This is a genomic window from Escherichia sp. MOD1-EC7011, from assembly GCF_002965005.1.
GTDB classification, from domain to species: domain Bacteria; phylum Pseudomonadota; class Gammaproteobacteria; order Enterobacterales; family Enterobacteriaceae; genus Escherichia; species Escherichia ruysiae.
The window spans coordinates 12,159-30,064 of record NZ_PTRD01000029.1 but is presented as its reverse complement, the minus strand read 5'-3'; the positions used below and the strand labels follow the sequence as shown (position 1 = coordinate 30,064).

Annotated in this window: 18 protein-coding genes; 12 read left to right on the top strand and 6 right to left on the bottom strand. The window is 48.7% G+C overall.

The features are described from left to right. Positions 1-108 precede the first annotated feature (108 nt). From A7098_RS15345 to accC, 5 genes are all read left to right on the top strand, one after another. Positions 109-1,083 carry an oxidoreductase gene (locus A7098_RS15345; protein ID WP_001148446.1) on the top strand — a complete coding sequence of 325 codons (975 nt, stop codon included), beginning with the start codon at positions 109-111 and terminating at the stop codon, positions 1,081-1,083. Positions 1,084-1,180: 97 nt separating this feature from the next. After that, entirely contained in the window at positions 1,181-2,185 is a 1,005-nt protein-coding gene (gene msrP, locus A7098_RS15340) for a protein-methionine-sulfoxide reductase catalytic subunit MsrP (protein WP_105281044.1), read from the top strand. Beyond that, on the top strand, positions 2,186-2,785 hold the full coding sequence (gene msrQ, locus A7098_RS15335) for a protein-methionine-sulfoxide reductase heme-binding subunit MsrQ (RefSeq protein ID WP_001240072.1): 600 nt from the start codon (positions 2,186-2,188) through the stop codon (positions 2,783-2,785). It begins immediately after the preceding gene. A gap of 395 nt (positions 2,786-3,180) precedes the next feature. Next, positions 3,181-3,651, top strand: coding sequence for an acetyl-CoA carboxylase biotin carboxyl carrier protein (accB, locus tag A7098_RS15325; RefSeq protein WP_000354618.1), 471 nt, complete (start codon positions 3,181-3,183; stop codon positions 3,649-3,651). A gap of 10 nt (positions 3,652-3,661) precedes the next feature. After that, positions 3,662-5,011, top strand: a complete 1,350-nt coding sequence (gene accC / locus A7098_RS15320; RefSeq protein ID WP_000884623.1) for an acetyl-CoA carboxylase biotin carboxylase subunit — start codon at positions 3,662-3,664, stop codon at positions 5,009-5,011. Between the two features lie 85 nt (positions 5,012-5,096). Here the strand turns inward: accC and A7098_RS15315 are convergent, their stop codons facing one another. From A7098_RS15315 to A7098_RS15290, 6 genes are read right to left on the bottom strand one after another with little or no spacing between them, the layout of a single operon-like run. Then, a complete protein-coding gene (locus tag A7098_RS15315) occupies positions 5,097-6,143 on the bottom strand; it encodes an aldose 1-epimerase family protein (protein ID WP_105281043.1) in 1,047 nt (348 codons plus the stop codon). Next, positions 6,140-7,102: a sugar kinase gene (locus A7098_RS15310; RefSeq protein WP_105281042.1), complete on the bottom strand. Its 963-nt coding sequence runs from the start codon at positions 7,100-7,102 to the stop codon at positions 6,140-6,142. The genes A7098_RS15315 and A7098_RS15310 overlap by 4 nt, the downstream gene beginning before the upstream one ends. 21 nt (positions 7,103-7,123) lie before the next feature. Continuing rightward, entirely contained in the window at positions 7,124-8,113 is a 990-nt protein-coding gene (locus A7098_RS15305; protein WP_105281041.1) for an ABC transporter permease, read from the bottom strand. Continuing rightward, on the bottom strand, positions 8,114-9,613 hold the full coding sequence (locus A7098_RS15300) for a sugar ABC transporter ATP-binding protein (RefSeq protein ID WP_105281040.1): 1,500 nt from the start codon (positions 9,611-9,613) through the stop codon (positions 8,114-8,116). A gap of 60 nt (positions 9,614-9,673) precedes the next feature. Beyond that, positions 9,674-10,564, bottom strand: coding sequence for a substrate-binding domain-containing protein (locus tag A7098_RS15295; RefSeq protein ID WP_105281039.1), 891 nt, complete (start codon positions 10,562-10,564; stop codon positions 9,674-9,676). Between the two features lie 35 nt (positions 10,565-10,599). After that, positions 10,600-11,454 carry a tagatose bisphosphate family class II aldolase gene (locus A7098_RS15290; protein WP_032226582.1) on the bottom strand — a complete coding sequence of 285 codons (855 nt, stop codon included), beginning with the start codon at positions 11,452-11,454 and terminating at the stop codon, positions 10,600-10,602. A gap of 340 nt (positions 11,455-11,794) precedes the next feature. On the opposite strand from A7098_RS15290, the gene A7098_RS15285 reads away from it, so the two are divergent. The 7 genes from A7098_RS15285 to fis all read left to right on the top strand — a co-directional run bounded on the left by A7098_RS15285 (position 11,795) and on the right by fis (position 17,877). After that, positions 11,795-12,625, top strand: a complete 831-nt coding sequence (locus A7098_RS15285; protein ID WP_000987962.1) for a DeoR/GlpR family DNA-binding transcription regulator — start codon at positions 11,795-11,797, stop codon at positions 12,623-12,625. A gap of 31 nt (positions 12,626-12,656) precedes the next feature. Then, on the top strand, positions 12,657-13,592 hold the full coding sequence (locus tag A7098_RS15280; protein WP_032226583.1) for a sugar kinase: 936 nt from the start codon (positions 12,657-12,659) through the stop codon (positions 13,590-13,592). A 92-nt stretch (positions 13,593-13,684) separates the two neighbouring features. Continuing rightward, positions 13,685-13,927, top strand: a complete 243-nt coding sequence (locus tag A7098_RS15275) for a YhdT family protein (protein WP_105281038.1) — start codon at positions 13,685-13,687, stop codon at positions 13,925-13,927. Next, positions 13,917-15,368, top strand: coding sequence for a sodium/pantothenate symporter (gene panF, locus A7098_RS15270; protein ID WP_001175701.1), 1,452 nt, complete (start codon positions 13,917-13,919; stop codon positions 15,366-15,368). The genes A7098_RS15275 and panF overlap by 11 nt, the downstream gene beginning before the upstream one ends. A gap of 11 nt (positions 15,369-15,379) precedes the next feature. Beyond that, positions 15,380-16,261, top strand: a complete 882-nt coding sequence (gene prmA / locus A7098_RS15265; protein ID WP_001145823.1) for a 50S ribosomal protein L11 methyltransferase — start codon at positions 15,380-15,382, stop codon at positions 16,259-16,261. 328 nt (positions 16,262-16,589) lie between these two features. Next, positions 16,590-17,555, top strand: a complete 966-nt coding sequence (gene dusB / locus A7098_RS15260) for a tRNA dihydrouridine synthase DusB (RefSeq protein ID WP_001219652.1) — start codon at positions 16,590-16,592, stop codon at positions 17,553-17,555. Positions 17,556-17,580: 25 nt separating this feature from the next. After that, positions 17,581-17,877: a DNA-binding transcriptional regulator Fis gene (gene fis, locus A7098_RS15255; RefSeq protein WP_000462905.1), complete on the top strand. Its 297-nt coding sequence runs from the start codon at positions 17,581-17,583 to the stop codon at positions 17,875-17,877. Positions 17,878-17,906 lie beyond the last annotated feature (29 nt).

Here is a 17,906-nt window from a genome sequence, read left to right as displayed (position 1 = left end):
ATCAGATTTATCTCGCAATTTATTGCGCTTCATCGGCTTTGCTTTTCCATTAGCGAGTATAGTCTTCAGAAATTATTTTCCAATCCATCATGCACATGAGGATCTCTTATGCAGGCGTTACTTTTAGAACAGCAGGACGGTAAAACCCTCGCATCTGTACAGACTCTGGACGCAAGTCGCCTGCCGGAAGGCGATGTGACGGTCGATGTCCACTGGTCGAGTCTGAATTATAAAGATGCGCTGGCGATTACCGGTAAAGGAAAAATCATCCGTAATTTTCCGATGATTCCTGGTATTGACTTCGCCGGAACTGTACGCGCCAGTGAAGATCCTCGTTTTCATGCCGGTCAGGAAGTGTTACTGACGGGTTGGGGCGTCGGTGAAAACCACTGGGGCGGGCTGGCACAACAGGCGCGCGTAAAAGGTGACTGGCTGGTTGCGATGCCGCAGGGTCTGGACGCGCGTAAAGCGATGGTTATCGGTACTGCCGGGTTTACCGCCATGCTGTGCGTACTGGCACTGGAAGATGCCGGTATTCGTCCGCAGGATGGCGAGATTGTGGTGACGGGCGCCAGTGGCGGCGTCGGCAGTACGGCCGTGGCGCTGCTGCATAAGTTGGGTTATCAGGTCGTTGCTGTATCTGGTCGCGAAAGTACCCATGAATATCTGAAAAGTTTAGGAGCCAGCCGTATTCTGCCCCGCGATGAGTTTGCTGAGTCCCGTCCCCTGGAAAAACAACTCTGGGCAGGCGCAATTGACACTGTTGGTGACAAAGTACTGGCGAAAGTGCTGGCACAAATGAACTACGGCGGCTGCGTGGCGGCTTGTGGTCTGGCGGGTGGCTTTGCTCTGCCAACCACGGTAATGCCGTTTATTCTGCGCAACGTCCGTCTGCAAGGAGTGGATTCAGTCATGACGCCACCAGCTCGTCGGGCGCAGGCCTGGCAGCGTCTGGTCGCCGATCTACCGGAATCATTCTATTCACAAGCAGCAAAAGAAATCTCACTGACAGAGGCACCGAAGTTTGCCGAAGCCATTATTAATAACCAGGTGCAGGGGCGCACTCTGGTAAAAATAAGTTAAGATTTCGTACAAAATAATTTACATATAACTAACGAATTTTAGCAGCACTTTGACATTCTCCCTGCCATAGTAATCAGGAGCATACCGGGAGTCTGTTATGAAAAAAATTCGTCAATTTACAGAAGCCGATGTCACTGCCGAATCGGCTTTTTTTATGCAACGTCGGCAGATTCTGAAAACGTTAGGCATCAGCGCAGCTGCACTTTCTCTGCCAACCACTACACATGCCGACCTGCTTAGCTGGTTTAAGGGCAACGATCGTCCGCCCGCGCCAGCCGGGAAGCAGCTGGAGTTTAGTAAACCTGCCGCCTGGCAAAATAACCTGCCGCTCACGCCGGAAGATAAAGTTTCCGGCTATAACAACTACTATGAGTTCGGGCTGGATAAAGCGGATCCAGCGGCAAATGCCGGCAGCCTGAAAACCGATCCGTGGACGTTGAACATCAGTGGTGAAGTCGCCAAACCATTAACGCTCGACCATGACGCCTTAACCCATCGTTTCCCGCTGGAAGAGCGGATTTACCGTATGCGCTGTGTGGAAGCGTGGTCGATGGTAGTACCGTGGATTGGTTTCCCGCTGCACAAATTACTGGCACTGGCGGAACCAACCAGTAACGCGAAATACGTCGCCTTCGAAACCATTTATGCGCCGGAACAGATGCCAGGCCAGCAGGATCGGTTTATTGGCGGTGGCCTGAAATATCCTTATATAGAAGGATTACGTCTCGACGAAGCGATGCATCCACTCACGCTGATGACCGTCGGTGTCTATGGCAAGGCGCTACCGCCACAAAATGGTGCGCCGGTGCGGCTGATTGTGCCGTGGAAATATGGCTTTAAAGGGATTAAATCGATTGTCAGTATTAAGCTGACCCGTGAACGTCCGCCAACCACCTGGAATCTGGCAGCGCCCAATGAATATGGCTTTTACGCCAACGTCAATCCGCATGTTGATCATCCCCGTTGGTCGCAGGCCACCGAACGTTTTATTGGTTCAGGTGGCATTCTGGATGTACAACGCCAGCCTACGCTGCTGTTTAACGGATACGCCGATCAAGTGGCGTCGCTTTATCGTGGCCTGGATTTACGGGAGAATTTTTAAGTGCGACTGACAGCAAAACAAGTGACATGGTTGAAAGTTTGCCTGCATCTTGCCGGATTTTTGCCGTTTGTCTGGCTGGTATGGGCAATTAATCATGGCGGATTAAGCGCCGACCCGGTGAAAGATATTCAGCATTTTACCGGTCGGACTGCGCTGAAATTCTTGCTGGCAACCTTATTAATTACGCCACTAGCGCGCTATGCTAAACAGCCCTTATTGATACGCACCCGCCGCCTGCTGGGTTTATGGTGTTTCGTCTGGGCAACGCTGCACTTAACCAGTTATGCCTTACTGGAACTGGGCGTGAATAATCTGACGTTATTCGGTCAGGAATTAATCACCCGACCTTATTTAACGCTCGGAATTGTCAGTTGGCTGATTTTACTGGCTTTAGCATTGACTTCCACGCAGGCGATGCAGCGAAAATTAGGCAAACGCTGGCAACAGTTGCATAACTTCGTCTATCTGGTCGCGATCCTGGCTCCCATACATTATCTGTGGTCAGTGAAGATTATCTCACCACAGCCGGTTATCTACGCCGGGCTGGCTTTATTACTTTTAGCCTTACGTTTTAAGAAGTTCCGTCAATGGTGGCGCTAATTTCATGAACTGTGCGGCTTGTTGCAAAATGCGCGGCGTTGAAAGTTATTTACATGTTAGCTGTTGATTATCTTCCCTGATAAGACCAGTATTTAGCTGCCAATTGCTACGAAATCGTTATAATGTGCGACTTCGTTCTCCCTAACGCGGTTTTTAAGCTGCGGAAAAGGTGACAATGGCGCAACGAAGGTATATTTTGTTTTTTGCCGGAGGATAGCAGCAGATCGCTGCACAATGTCCGTCAAGTCTAACATTGACGCTCTGGGGCAAAATAGACCGGCGTCCCGGTCAGCTGGAATTTATCGCTATGCATACAGCTGTCGGGGCATACGCTTTACAGACGGCGGTGAAACGCCTGTCACAATCACACTAAACAAAGAGTACGGAACCCACTCATGGATATTCGTAAGATTAAAAAACTGATCGAGCTGGTTGAAGAATCAGGCATCTCTGAACTGGAAATTTCTGAAGGCGAAGAGTCAGTACGCATCAGCCGTGCAGCACCTGCCGCTAGTTTCCCGATGATGCAACAAGCTTACGCTGCACCGATGATGCAGCAGCCAGCTCAATCTAACGCAGCCGCTCCGGCGACCGTTCCTTCCATGGAAGCGCCAGCAGCAGCGGAAATCAGTGGTCACATCGTACGTTCCCCAATGGTTGGTACTTTCTATCGCACCCCAAGCCCGGACGCGAAAGCGTTCATCGAAGTGGGTCAGAAAGTGAACGTGGGCGATACCCTGTGCATCGTTGAAGCCATGAAAATGATGAACCAGATCGAAGCAGACAAATCCGGTACTGTGAAAGCAATTCTGGTCGAAAGTGGACAACCGGTAGAATTTGACGAGCCGCTGGTCGTCATCGAGTAACGAGGCGAACATGCTGGATAAAATTGTTATTGCCAACCGTGGCGAGATTGCATTGCGTATTCTTCGTGCCTGTAAAGAACTGGGCATTAAGACTGTCGCTGTGCACTCCAGCGCGGATCGCGATTTAAAACACGTATTACTGGCAGATGAAACGGTCTGTATTGGCCCGGCTCCGTCAGTAAAAAGTTATCTGAACATCCCGGCTATCATCAGCGCCGCTGAAATCACCGGCGCAGTAGCAATCCATCCGGGTTACGGCTTCCTTTCCGAAAACGCCAATTTTGCCGAGCAGGTTGAACGCTCTGGCTTTATCTTCATCGGCCCGAAAGCAGACACTATTCGCCTGATGGGCGACAAAGTGTCTGCAATTGCAGCAATGAAAAAAGCTGGCGTTCCTTGCGTACCGGGTTCTGACGGCCCGCTGGGCGACGATATGGATAAAAACCGCGCCATTGCAAAACGCATTGGTTATCCGGTGATTATCAAAGCCTCCGGTGGCGGCGGCGGTCGCGGTATGCGCGTTGTGCGCAGCGACGCTGAACTGGCGCAGTCTATCTCCATGACCCGTGCGGAAGCAAAAGCTGCTTTTAGCAATGATATGGTTTACATGGAGAAATACCTGGAAAATCCTCGCCACGTCGAGATCCAGGTACTGGCGGACGGTCAGGGCAACGCTATCTATCTGGCGGAACGTGACTGCTCCATGCAGCGCCGCCACCAGAAAGTGGTCGAAGAAGCACCAGCACCGGGCATTACCCCAGAACTGCGTCGTTACATCGGCGAACGTTGCGCTAAAGCGTGTGTTGATATCGGCTATCGCGGTGCAGGTACTTTCGAGTTCCTGTTCGAAAACGGCGAGTTCTATTTCATCGAAATGAACACCCGTATTCAGGTAGAACACCCGGTTACTGAAATGATCACCGGCGTTGACCTGATCAAAGAACAGCTGCGTATCGCGGCAGGTCAACCGCTGTCGATCAAGCAAGAAGAAGTTCACGTTCGCGGCCATGCGGTGGAATGCCGTATCAACGCCGAAGATCCGAATACCTTCCTGCCAAGCCCGGGCAAAATCACCCGTTTCCACGCACCTGGCGGTTTTGGCGTGCGTTGGGAGTCTCATATCTACGCTGGCTACACCGTGCCGCCGTACTATGACTCAATGATCGGTAAACTGATTTGCTACGGTGAAAACCGTGACGTGGCGATTGCTCGCATGAAGAATGCGCTGCAGGAGCTGATCATCGACGGTATCAAAACCAACGTTGATCTGCAGATCCGCATCATGAACGACGAGAACTTCCAGCATGGTGGCACTAACATCCACTATCTGGAGAAAAAACTCGGTCTTCAGGAAAAATAATTGTGATGCGCGGTGCTTTCATCGCGTTTAACAATGAATGCATTCACACCGGGCCTGTTAACACTGCCCGGTGTTTTTATTGCCGCTAACGGTAGCCTGCAATTTCCGCTTTCAACGCACTAATTTCAGCATCGCCATCAACAATTCCCAGCTCAAAGCTGTATGTCTTTGTTTCCCCTGGCTCAATAAAGGGCAGACGCCCCTGCGCTCGTTCTTTATCACGCCCGTCAGGAAAACTATTACTGACCTCCAGTCCCATAACATATTCACCCGCGCCTAAATTTTTCCACTGGATAAAATTGGGTAGCTGCCGGGTGTCGAATTTTTCGTAAATTCCCCATCCCAGTTCGGCATTCACCAGCGCAACCTTACTCATTCCGTCATCGTCACTATTCAACGTGAGATAGTAAACCTGCTCGTCAAAACCTGGCTGCGGGGCACAAATCTCCAGATGGTTGGCTAACCCTTCCACCGCGCGCGGAGTCCGTGGCGTCACGCTTTTCGCTGACAGCAATATTTCGGCCCGTGGCGATAATAAAGGCCAGCCATAATTAAAGTGATAGAGAATTTGTAGCGGCTGGCGGGTGAAACCTTGATTAGTAACCCTGTCTTCAATGCGCAGCACATTTTCGCCATAGCGGCAGCGAATGGTTCTCTCAAGTGTCAAATTTTCACCGAACAGCCGCGTTTCCCGCACTTTGCCATTGATGATAAATTCAATACCGTCGTCGGTTCGTTCTGTGCGATACCCCACCTCTTCAGCTGGTGTCGCAGCCAGGCGCCCATGTAATCCTAACGTTTCACCATTATCCTCACAGGGCGTACCGATGTAGCTTAACCCGCAGGTGGTTAATAATCCCGCATAGAAGCTACGCAAAAAACCGTTGCCATGCGGCTCAAAAAAAGCTGGCGCGACGATGCCGTTGGGGGTGATGAAAGAAAGCGCCGTGTCTTTATAGCTGGCCCAGGCAATGTCCAGCGCACGATCTTTTACCACCGTAAACGCCAGCCCCGCACCTGTGCGGACATCAAACGCTTCCGTGCCCTTTGCTCTGCCACTACGTAATTCATAGTGTTTAATCCCGGCAACCTGCGAGAGCTCGCCTATCCACGGCCATATTTCATTATTCATTGCGCGGCTTCCCGAATAGTCATGCTATGGCACTGGATAAACGCTTCGATCTCCGCCAACCGGGAAGTCCCTTCCATCGGGCCGCGTCGGGTTACCGCCAGTGCACCGCAGGCGTTGGCGTATTGCAATGCCCGATGGGCATCAAACCCTAGCTGGCGGCAGGCAATCCACGCACCACCAAAGCAGTCTCCCGCACCGGTTGGGTCAACTTCTTCCACCGGATAGCTCTCAACATGAAACTGCTCATTCTCGGAGTAGTAACTGGCACCTTGATTGCCGCGCTTCACAATCACCTCTTTAACACCTTCTTCAAGAAAACCAGCGATTGCACGCTCCGGCGTCGAATGTGGCGACAAGAGCAACACTTCGCCCTCGCTGGGCATATAGATATCCGTTAACTCAAGAACAAAGTGGAGGGCGTCGCGCATTTCTGGAATATCGAGCATCTCTTTACGAATATTAGGGTCGAAAGAAATAACACCACCATTTGCTTTAACGATGGTTACTGCTTTTTTTACTGCGTCTACCATATGAAATGAAAACAGGGATGAGCCCATAATATGAAAATAGGTACAGTCCTTCAGAATATTTTCATCAACATGCTGCGCTGATAATTTACCGCACGCGGCATTCTTAATGTTAAAAATAAAATCACGGTCGCCTGACTTATGATACGTCACAAAAGCACTACCGGTAGCCTCCAGAGGTAAGATGGAAATCCCTCGAATATCAACACCATCAGCCGCCAGGCGATGAATATTAATATCGCCAAAACCATCATTCCCCACACAGCTAATGATACCGCATGGAACCCCCAGACGTGTTACCTGGTCAATAAAAATAGCTGGCGCGCCACTGGGATAAGGGCCGTTCCAGACGCCAGGTTGATCAAATGGCTGACCGATTTTACTCGCCATAATTTCAACCAGAATTTCTCCAATTGTGAAGACCTTATTCATATGATTAATTCCTTGAAATAATTAGCTGCGTTTTCTTTTATTTCTTACGTCAAAATAAACGGCTACCAGAATGACTAATCCTTTAACCACCATCTGGTAGAAATAGGGAACGTTCATTAAGTTCATACCATTATTAATAATGCCTATGGTTAATGCGCCGATCACCGTACCCACCACCGTGCCATAACCACCGTTGAGACTGGTGCCCCCCAATACGGCAGCAGCAATGGCATCCAACTCGTAGCTAAGTGCGGAATTCGGCTGCCCTGAGTAAAGGCGCGAGGCGAGGATCATCCCACTAATGCCTGCCAACACCGCCGTAATCATAAAGACTTTAATTTTTAGGCGAGTTACATTAATACCCGAATAGATTGCCGCTTCTTTATTACCGCCGGTAATATATATTTTCCGACCAAAGGTTGTTTTAGTAAGAATAAAATGATTAACCAGCAATAAGATTATTAATATCCAGATAGGAATAGGTATATAGAGAAATTCACCGTTCCCCAGCGCCAGAAAGGCATCATTTTTAATCATGACAGGCATACCGTCAGTGACAATATAAGCAATGCCTCGAAATATTCCCATGGTAGCAACAGTAACAATAAACGAAGGGATACCCGCTATAGCCGTCAAGCCACCATTTATCATCCCCAGAGCCAGTGCTGCAATAATGGATAATGGAACCAATAAAATAAATGGAATTCCCCATGAAGCCCCAAGAGCAGCAAATGTACCAATCAATGCAATAGTTGAACCGACCGATAAATCAATATCGCCAAGTAAAAGAACATAAGTCATTCCATAGGCGGTAATTGCAATTATCGACACCTGAAGAATGATGTTGGTGATGTTATTGGTGGTAAAAAAACTGTCATTAATAAAACTGAACAGAATGATTAACACCACCATTCCACTGAGGATACCACCATATTGCCTGAAGACTTTTTTAAAGCTATTTGCGATGGGAATTTCAGAACGTTTTGGACTGGAGAGAGTTTTCTCTGTCATTTAGCGCACTCCTGTTGCAGCGGTCATTACTTGCGTCTGCGTTAAATTTTCACATGAATAAATATCGGCAATTGTTTTATTACGCATCACCACCAGACGATCGCTTAGCGCCATAACCTCTGGCAGTTCAGAAGACACCAGAATAATGGCCGTCCCCGCCGCCGCCAGTTGGCGTATCACGTTATAAATTTCAAATTTTGCGCCGACATCCACACCGCGCGTTGGCTCATCAAGCAATAAAATTCGCGGGGTTTTCTCCAGCCATTTCGATAACACGATTTTTTGTTGATTGCCGCCGCTCAGCGCCCCCACAGCCTGATGTACGGAACTCACTTTTGTGTTCATTCTGGCGACAGATTTAACCGTTCTCGCCTCTTCTTGCCGGTGATTAATGAGTCCCATCCGCGAAGCGTTATATTGAAACGCTACATGGTGCGTGTTCATATTGACGTCGTGCATCAGCACCAACCCTTCTTCCTTGCGGTTTTCCGTTACGAAAGCAATTCCATGATCAATGGCCTGTTTGGGATTAGCGATCCTGACCTCTTTGCCATCAATCAACACTGTTCCGTGGTACGGAATAAGGCCAAACAGCGCCTTCATAACATCAGAACGCCCGGCACCTACAAGGCCAAAAAATCCCAGCACTTCCTCCGGGCGAACAGCAAAATTAACCTCCTTAAAGAGCGAAGGATGGGAAAGATTTTTTACTTCCAGTTTTGCAGGAACATTTTCATCCGGCTTTTCCCCAAGACGTGCTGGCCAGATATTTTTCATTTCCCGCCCAACCATCTGGGCAATCAAATGCTGGATATCACTGTTTTTCTTTTCATGCGTTGCAATATATTCACCATCGCGGATCACTGAAATATCATCCGAAATCCGCATAATTTCATCCATGCGGTGAGAGATATAAATAACCGCACATCCTCGCTGTTTTAACTTTTCAATAATATTAAACAAAATCTCTGCTTCGTTATCACTGAGCGAAGATGTCGGCTCATCCATAATCACGACATCCGCCGCGTAGCTTAATGCTTTGGCGATTTCTACCAGTTGACGATGCGCCATCGACATATTGCCGACCATTTCCAGCGGATCCAGTGGGATGCCCAGTTCCGCGAGCAGACTCTGGCAATCTGCGAGCATTTTTTTATCGTTAATAATGCCAAAACGGCGTGGTTCATTATTGGCATAAATGTTTTCCGCCACTGTCATATTGTTGCTCAGGCTTAATTCCTGAAAAATAATAGCAATCCCTAACTGGCGTGAATGTTGTGGATTATTAATGGTGATGGTTTCACCACGTAGTTTTATCGTTCCCTGAGTTGGCGGATAAACTCCAGCGAGTATTTTCATTAATGTCGACTTACCCGCCCCATTCTCGCCTAATAAAGTATGCACCCGCCCTTTGCGTAAGGAGAGTGTAATATCTTTTAACGCCTGAACATGACCAAATGTCTTCGCAATATGCGAAACATCAAGAATAACATCCGTCATAATGACCTCGGTGTCACAACAAAACGCCGATGACGTTTTGTTGTGAGTTGAAGATGTTTATTATTTACCTGTATAAACGCCGGGTTGTACCGGGATCATTTTTTCTACCGGTTTACCATTGAGATGATCCACAGCGGCATCAATCGCTTTAGCGCCCATTTGATCCGGGTATTGTCGAATTACTGCGGCAAAGGTTTTTTCACTGTCTACGGCATCGCGCGCTTCTTTCATGCCATCAAAACCGATAATTTTGATATTGTCGTTATGCGCAGATTTCGCCGCTATAACCGCTGCCAGTGCGGCATCATCACCAAAACCAAACAGCCCATTCAGGTTGGCGTTTGCCTGCATAATATTTTGTGCCGTCGTTAACGCTTCAGCACGCGTAATACCCGGTTGCTCAGCAACAATTTTAATCTCCGGTGTATCGCTTAACCCTTTTTTAAAACCATCGACGCGCGCAACTACCGATTGCAGTGCCGGGTAAGAAATAATGGCTACAGACCCTTTGCCGTTCAATAGTTTTCCCATTAACTTGCCCGCTTCAACACCTCCCGCGTAGTTATCGGTCGCAACATGCGATACTACCGGAACACCTTCCGCAGCAACATCAACAGTGATAACAGGGATACCAGCTTTGTCGGCTTTAATTATCGCAGCCTGTACACCTTTAGAGTCCACTGGAGAGATAATAATGGCATCCACTTTTTTAGTAATAAAATCTTCGACATCTGAAAGTTGCTTATTTAAATCCTGGTTGGCAATAGAAACGCTTAAATTGATATTATCTTTTTTAGCTTCTTCTTTCATTGCATTCGCAAGATCGATATAAAAAGGATGTTGTTGCGTTAATAATGATGCACCAATTTTATACTCTTTTGCTAATGAGCTTTGTGAGAACAACGCCAGACTCACCAACATTGCCGAGCCAAGTAATTTAATATTTTTCATAAACAGTCCTCATTGTTTTTGTAGGGTACAACGTATTAAATTTTTCCTTCACTGCCGCAAACGCCGATAATGCGCGTAACGACTTCCTTCATAGCGGCTTTTGCTGGCTGCATATAATGGCGAGGATCATTTGCCGCCGGGTTGTTGTAGAAATATCCTTTTAACGCATCGGCAAAAGCAATTTTCAGTTCTGTCGCAACATTCACTTTGCAGATACCGCTGCGGATACAGTGCTGAATGTCCTGTTCCGATAACCCCGAAGCGCCATGCAACACCAACGGAACATCCACTAACTGACGAATTTGTTCCAGCCGGGCAAAATCCAGACGTGGTTCATTCGCATACAAGCCATGTGCAGTGCCTATTGCTACCGCCAGGGAGTCAATTTGTGTGCGTTGTATAAACTCTGCGGCTGCAACAGGTGAGGTATAAGCCGAATCTTTTTCATCCACCAGCAGATCATCCTCCTGCCCGCCAAGGCGGCCCAGTTCAGCCTCGACGCTGACATCAAGGCTGTGGCAAAACGTAGTGACTTCTTTCACCCGCGCTATATTTTCTTCAAACGGCAGATGAGAACCATCAATCATGACTGAACGAATCCCTGCGCGTACTTTATTAAAAATGTCATCGCTCTCTTCATGGTGGTCGAGATGCAGGACTAATGGCAGGCGGTACTCATGAGCCAGAGATTGTACTAACGAAATTAAACTTCCCACTCCGCCATAACGATAAGTACCGGGTGTTCCCGCCAGCATAACGGGAGAGCGAAGTTGTGCGGCGCTCTCAACGACAACCTGTAATGTTTCAAGGTTATGAATATTGAAAGCGGGGACGGCATATTCCTCTGACTGGGCTTTTTTCAGCATATTTTTGCTTGAAATGATGTACATCGCGGCTCCTGTTTTTCGGCGTTCTTCTTACAAAACGAAGAAAGAGAATTATTACTTTCATTTTGAAAGCAAAGTAGCACAGCAAAAGCGCCAAAAAGCGTGATGCATGTCGAATATCGTTAAAATAACTTACAAGATATAACTAAAATTGGTTTTTACTTTATAAACGAAACCATCACAAAATATCTCAATAAAAATATTTCTTATTAATTTCAATAAATTAAATACATTGCGTTGCTGTTTTTTTTATCCAGTATTTTGTTTTCAAAATGTAGATAACGTTGAAGGGTAACTTTCAAAGAAAAATACAAGGGGCTATAGTGTTACGCATTAAAGGCCAATGATGAGTGTTAACGTGCCGAGAAAATCATCTAACCTACTGAAACGAAGATTAAAAATTGCAGAAATTGTTGCTACCCAGGGTGAAATCAAAGTTGATGACTTATCTGCTCAACTTGGCGTCTCTGGCGTGACAATCCGTGGCGATCTCAGTTATCTGGAGCAACAGGGGTATTTAAAGCGTTCTTTTGGTGGTGCCATTGCGACACCACTCGCCCCTGAACCTGAATCGGCACCACCCATTACGATATTGTCTCTGACCCAACAAATGGAAATTGCGCGGCATTGTGCCCGCCTTATCAGCGATCGTGACACGCTATTTCTTGGACATGGAACAATCTGCCGCAAGATCATTCCATTACTCAGCGAAGTAAAAAAACTGCGTCTGATCACTAACGATCCCGAACATGCGCTGCTGGCAAATCAGTTTATTGATGGCGAAATAATTCTGGCTGGCAGTGAAATGCTGCGCCCTGACACCGCACTGGCGGGAAAACCGCTCGAACAGGCGCTTCAGCATTTCACCATTACCCATAGCATTCTGGAAATCAGTCATCTGGATGCAGATGGTACTCTGAATATCAATACCCCCAGAGTTGCCGCCGCCTGGCAACTCTGTTTTGACAATGCCCAGAATAAGACAGTAATCGTCACTGCCAATACCGATTCATCGACGGCTGCTATCGGACATCTTCATCAGGCAGAAAATGTGATTGTCAGTCGCAGCATGAACGAACGATATCAGCAGCAATTGCAGTCTGCTGATTTCGTTATTCTTTATACCAGCAATGACTGCTTTACCTGGTCCAATCGCGAAAGGCTTCAGGAATGAGAGGGGTTTTGTGACAATAACCATCTGCGCTATGGGAGAATTGCTGGCCGAGTTTTTGTCCCGCAACCCACAACAAAAATTCACTCAGCCAGGGGAGTTTATCGGGCCATTTCCCAGCGGCGCACCAGCAATCTTTGCTGCACAGGTGGCAAAATTGTCCCGGCGGGCTATTTTCTTCGGTTGCGTTGGTAACGATGATTTTGGCCGTCTCATTATTGAACGCCTGCGTCATGAAGGTGTCATTACCGATGGTATCCACATAATGAACAATGCTGTAACAGGCACAGCGTTTGTCAGTTATCAAAATCCGCTGAAACGGGATTTCGTCTTTAATATTCCTAATAGTGCCTGCGGTTTGTTTACTGCCGGGCACATTGATAAGGATTTGCTAAGACAGTGTAATCATCTGCACATTGTGGGTTCATCACTGTTCTCATTTCGTATGATCGATGTCATGCGCAAAGCGATAACAACGATCAAATCTGCTGGCGGCACCGTCTCTTTCGACCCCAATATTCGCAAAGAGATGCTGAGTATTCCCGAAATGGCGCAGGCTCTCGATTATTTAATTGAATATACAGATATCTTTATCCCAAGCGAAAGCGAACTCCCTTTCTTCGCCCGTCACAAAAATCTGTCAGAAGAACAGATTGTTAGCGATCTTCTCCACGGCGGCGTAAAACATGTGGCGATAAAACGCGCCCAGCGTGGAGCCAGCTATTACCAACTAAAAAACGGGACATTACACGCCCAGCATATTGCAGGCCACGATAGCGAAATCATCGATCCAACCGGTGCTGGCGACTGCTTTGGCGCTACTTTTGTCACTCTTTTCTTGTCGGGTTTCCCGGCACACAAGGCGTTACAATATGCTAACGCCAGCGGCGCACTCGCCGTAATGCAGCAAGGCCCGATGGAAGGGATATCCTCACTGGCTGACATTGAAGACTTTTTGCAACGGCACTGAACGGCAATTTTCTGTCAGATTGTTTTCCCTGCCTGAAGACTTGCCGTAGAATTGCCCGTTTCTCGTATCCCCCCATGAGGAGGACCCCTTCCGTGGACACTCGTTTTGTTCAGGCCCATAAAGAGGCGCGCTGGGCGCTGGGGCTGACCTTTTTGTATCTGGCGGTTTGGTTAGTAGCCGCTTACTTACCTGGCGTTGCCCCCGGTTTTACCGGCTTTCCGCGCTGGTTTGAGATGGCCTGCATCCTGACGCCGCTGCTGTTTATTGGACTGTGCTGGGCGATGGTGAAATTTATCTATCGCGATATCCCGCTGGAGGATGACGATGCAGCTTGAAGTAATTCTACCGCTGGTCGCCTATCTGGTGGTGGTGTTCGGGATCTCTGTCTACGCGATGCGTAAACGGAGCGCGGGCACGTTCCTTAATGAGTATTTCCTCGGCAGCCGTTCTATGGGCGGTATTGTGCTGGCGATGACGCTCACCGCAACCTATATCAGTGCCAGTTCGTTTATCGGCGGGCCAGGTGCTGCTTATAAATACGGGCTGGGCTGGGTGTTGCTGGCGATGATCCAGTTGCCTGCGGTATGGCTTTCACTCGGTATTCTTGGCAAAAAGTTCGCGATTCTCGCGCGCCGCTACAATGCGGTGACGCTGAACGATATGCTGTTTGCCCGCTACCAGAGCCGTCTTCTGGTGTGGCTGGCGAGTTTGAGTTTGCTGGTTGCGTTCGTTGGTGCAATGACCGTGCAGTTTATCGGCGGTGCGCGCCTGCTGGAAACCGCTGCGGGTATTCCTTATGAAACCGGGCTGCTGATTTTCGGTATTAGTATTGCGTTGTATACCGCCTTTGGCGGCTTTCGCGCCAGCGTGCTGAACGACACCATGCAAGGACTGGTGATGCTGATTGGCACCATTGTGCTGCTGGTCGGCGTGGTTCATGCTGCTGGCGGCTTAAGCAACGCAGTAGAGACGCTGCAAACCATCGATCCACAACTGGTTACGCCACAAGGTGCTGACGATATTCTGTCACCTGCCTTTATGACGTCGTTCTGGGTGCTGGTGTGCTTTGGCGTGATTGGTCTGCCACATACTGCGGTACGCTGCATCTCTTATAAAGACAGTAAAGCAGTACATCGTGGGATCATCATTGGTACGGTTGTAGTGGCGATCCTGATGTTTGGAATGCACCTTGCCGGAGCGTTAGGTCGTGCAGTGATCCCCGATCTCACCGTGCCGGATCTGGTGATCCCGACGCTGATGGTAAAAGTGCTGCCACCGTTTGCTGCCGGGATCTTCCTTGCTGCACCAATGGCTGCGATCATGTCAACAATCAACGCCCAATTGCTGCAAAGTTCCGCTACGATCATTAAAGATCTCTATCTGAATATCCGTCCGGATCAAATGCAAAATGAGACGCGTCTGAAGCGGATGTCGGCAGTAATTACGTTAGTTCTCGGCGCGTTGCTGCTGCTTGCTGCCTGGAAGCCGCCAGAAATGATCATCTGGCTGAATTTGCTGGCCTTCGGTGGACTGGAAGCCGTTTTCCTGTGGCCGCTGGTGCTAGGTCTTTATTGGGAACGCGCCAACGCCAAAGGCGCGCTAAGTGCGATGATCGTCGGCGGCGTGCTGTATGCCGTACTTGCGACGCTGAATATTCAGTACCTGGGCTTCCACCCTATCGTGCCCTCGTTACTGCTAAGTTTGCTGGCTTTCCTGGTCGGAAACCGTTTCGGTACATCCGTCCCGCAAGCTACCGTTTTGACTACTGATAAATAAAGAGTTTTGCCATGCCTTGGATCCAACTGAAACTGAACACCACCGGCGCGAACGCAGAAGATCTTAGCGATGCGCTGATGGAAGCAGGTGCCGTTTCTATCACTTTTCAGGACACCCACGATACGCCGGTGTTTGAGCCTCTGCCTGGCGAAACTCGCCTGTGGGGCGATACCGATGTGATAGGTCTGTTCGACGCTGAAACCGATATGAACGACGTGGTGGCGATTCTGGAAAACCATCCGCTGCTCGGCGCGGGCTTCGCGCATAAAATCGAACAACTGGAAGATAAAGACTGGGAGCGCGAATGGATGGATAATTTCCACCCGATGCGCTTTGGTGAACGTCTGTGGATCTGCCCAAGCTGGCGTGATGTGCCGGACGAAAATGCGGTTAACGTGATGTTAGACCCAGGGCTGGCGTTTGGTACAGGGACTCATCCAACCACCTCTCTGTGCCTGCAATGGCTCGACAGCCTCGATTTAACCGGTAAAACAGTCATCGACTTTGGTTGTGGTTCCGGCATTCTGGCTATCGCGGCGCTGAAGCTGGGTGCAGCAAAAGCCATTGGTATTGATATCGATCCGCAGGCGATTCAGGCCAGCCGCGACAACGCCGAACGTAATGGCGTTTCTGACCGTCTGGAACTCTATCTCCCGAAAGATCAGCCAGAAGAAATGAAAGCCGACGTGGTGGTCGCTAATATCCTGGCAGGCCCATTACGTGAACTGGCACCGTTAATCAGCGTCCTGCCGGTTTCAGGCGGTTTGCTGGGCCTTTCCGGTATTCTGGCAAGCCAGGCAGAGAGCGTTTGTGAGGCTTATGCAGCTAACTTCACGCTCGACCCGGTTGTGGAAAAAGAAGAGTGGTGTCGCATTACCGGTCGTAAGAATTAACCTTCGCATCACCGCATGGTGATGCAGAGCAAAGTGCGAGCAAGGTCACAAAAGGCACGTAAATTTGCTGATTATTTACGCAATTTTGCGTGCCAAAATTTTCATTCATAAAGAAAAATTGAGAACTTACTCAAATTTCTTGGAGTGTAAATTTTAGTCACTATTTTCTAATATGATGATTTTTATGAGTAATTATCGCGCCACGCTCATTTTAAATGCAATTCTTTGATCCATCTCAGAGGATTGGTCAAAGTTTGGCCTTTCATCTCGTGCAAAAAATGCGTAATATACGCCGCCTTGCAGTCACAGTATGGTCATTTCTTAACTCATGCGCATCGGACAATATCAGCTCAGAAATCGCCTGATCGCAGCGCCCATGGCTGGCATTACAGACAGACCTTTTCGGACGTTGTGCTACGAGATGGGAGCCGGATTGACAGTATCCGAGATGATGTCTTCTAACCCTCAGGTTTGGGAAAGCGACAAATCTCGTTTACGGATGGTGCACATTGATGAACCCGGTATTCGTACCGTGCAAATTGCCGGTAGCGATCCGAAAGAAATGGCAGATGCAGCACGTATTAACGTGGAAAGCGGTGCCCAGATTATTGATATCAATATGGGTTGCCCGGCTAAAAAAGTGAATCGCAAGCTCGCAGGTTCAGCCCTCTTGCAGTACCCGGATGTCGTTAAATCGATCCTTACCGAGGTCGTCAATGCAGTGGACGTTCCTGTTACCCTGAAGATTCGCACCGGCTGGGCGCCGGAACACCGTAACTGTGAAGAGATTGCCCAACTGGCTGAAGACTGTGGCATTCAGGCTCTGACCATTCATGGCCGTACACGCGCCTGTTTGTTCAATGGAGAAGCTGAGTACGACAGTATTCGGGCAGTTAAGCAGAAAGTTTCCATTCCGGTTATCGCGAATGGCGACATTACTGACCCGCTTAAAGCCAGAGCTGTGCTCGACTATACAGGGGCGGATGCTCTGATGATAGGCCGTGCAGCTCAGGGAAGACCCTGGATCTTTCGGGAAATCCAGCATTATCTGGACACTGGGGAGTTGCTGCCCCCGCTGCCTTTGGCAGAGGTTAAGCGCTTGCTTTGCGCGCACGTTCGGGAACTGCATGACTTTTATGGTCCGGCAAAAGGATACCGAATTGCACGTAAACACGTTTCCTGGTATCTCCAGGAACACGCTCCAAATGACCAGTTTCGGCGCACATTCAACGCCATTGAGGATGCCAGCGAACAGCTGGAGGCGTTGGAGGCATACTTCGAAAATTTTGCGTAAACAGAAATAAAGAGCTGACAGAACTATGTTCGAACAACGCGTAAATTCTGACGTACTGACCGTTTCTACCGTTAACTCTCAGGATCAGGTAACCCAAAAACCCCTGCGTGACTCGGTTAAACAGGCACTGAAGAACTATTTTGCTCAACTGAATGGTCAGGATGTGAATGACCTCTATGAGCTGGTACTGGCTGAAGTAGAACAGCCCCTGTTGGACATGGTGATGCAATACACCCGTGGTAACCAGACCCGTGCTGCGCTGATGATGGGCATCAACCGTGGTACGCTGCGTAAAAAATTGAAAAAGTACGGCATGAACTAATTCAGGTTAGCTAAATGCTTGATTAAAAA

Excerpts from the sequence above, each read along its gene's own strand:
- A7098_RS15345 (WP_001148446.1), top strand. The coding sequence starts at position 109 with ATGCAGGCGTTACTTTTAGAACAGCAGGACGGTAAAACCCTCGCATCT.
- msrP (WP_105281044.1), top strand. The coding sequence starts at position 1,181 with ATGAAAAAAATTCGTCAATTTACAGAAGCCGATGTCACTGCCGAATCG.
- accB (WP_000354618.1), top strand. The coding sequence starts at position 3,181 with ATGGATATTCGTAAGATTAAAAAACTGATCGAGCTGGTTGAAGAATCA.
- accC (WP_000884623.1), top strand. The coding sequence starts at position 3,662 with ATGCTGGATAAAATTGTTATTGCCAACCGTGGCGAGATTGCATTGCGT.
- A7098_RS15315 (WP_105281043.1), bottom strand. The coding sequence starts at position 6,143 with ATGAATAATGAAATATGGCCGTGGATAGGCGAGCTCTCGCAGGTTGCC.
- A7098_RS15310 (WP_105281042.1), bottom strand. The coding sequence starts at position 7,102 with ATGAATAAGGTCTTCACAATTGGAGAAATTCTGGTTGAAATTATGGCG.
- A7098_RS15305 (WP_105281041.1), bottom strand. The coding sequence starts at position 8,113 with ATGACAGAGAAAACTCTCTCCAGTCCAAAACGTTCTGAAATTCCCATC.
- A7098_RS15300 (WP_105281040.1), bottom strand. The coding sequence starts at position 9,613 with ATGACGGATGTTATTCTTGATGTTTCGCATATTGCGAAGACATTTGGT.
- A7098_RS15295 (WP_105281039.1), bottom strand. The coding sequence starts at position 10,564 with ATGAAAAATATTAAATTACTTGGCTCGGCAATGTTGGTGAGTCTGGCG.
- A7098_RS15290 (WP_032226582.1), bottom strand. The coding sequence starts at position 11,454 with ATGTACATCATTTCAAGCAAAAATATGCTGAAAAAAGCCCAGTCAGAG.
- A7098_RS15285 (WP_000987962.1), top strand. The coding sequence starts at position 11,795 with ATGATGAGTGTTAACGTGCCGAGAAAATCATCTAACCTACTGAAACGA.
- A7098_RS15280 (WP_032226583.1), top strand. The coding sequence starts at position 12,657 with ATGGGAGAATTGCTGGCCGAGTTTTTGTCCCGCAACCCACAACAAAAA.
- panF (WP_001175701.1), top strand. The coding sequence starts at position 13,917 with ATGCAGCTTGAAGTAATTCTACCGCTGGTCGCCTATCTGGTGGTGGTG.
- prmA (WP_001145823.1), top strand. The coding sequence starts at position 15,380 with ATGCCTTGGATCCAACTGAAACTGAACACCACCGGCGCGAACGCAGAA.
- dusB (WP_001219652.1), top strand. The coding sequence starts at position 16,590 with ATGCGCATCGGACAATATCAGCTCAGAAATCGCCTGATCGCAGCGCCC.
- fis (WP_000462905.1), top strand. The coding sequence starts at position 17,581 with ATGTTCGAACAACGCGTAAATTCTGACGTACTGACCGTTTCTACCGTT.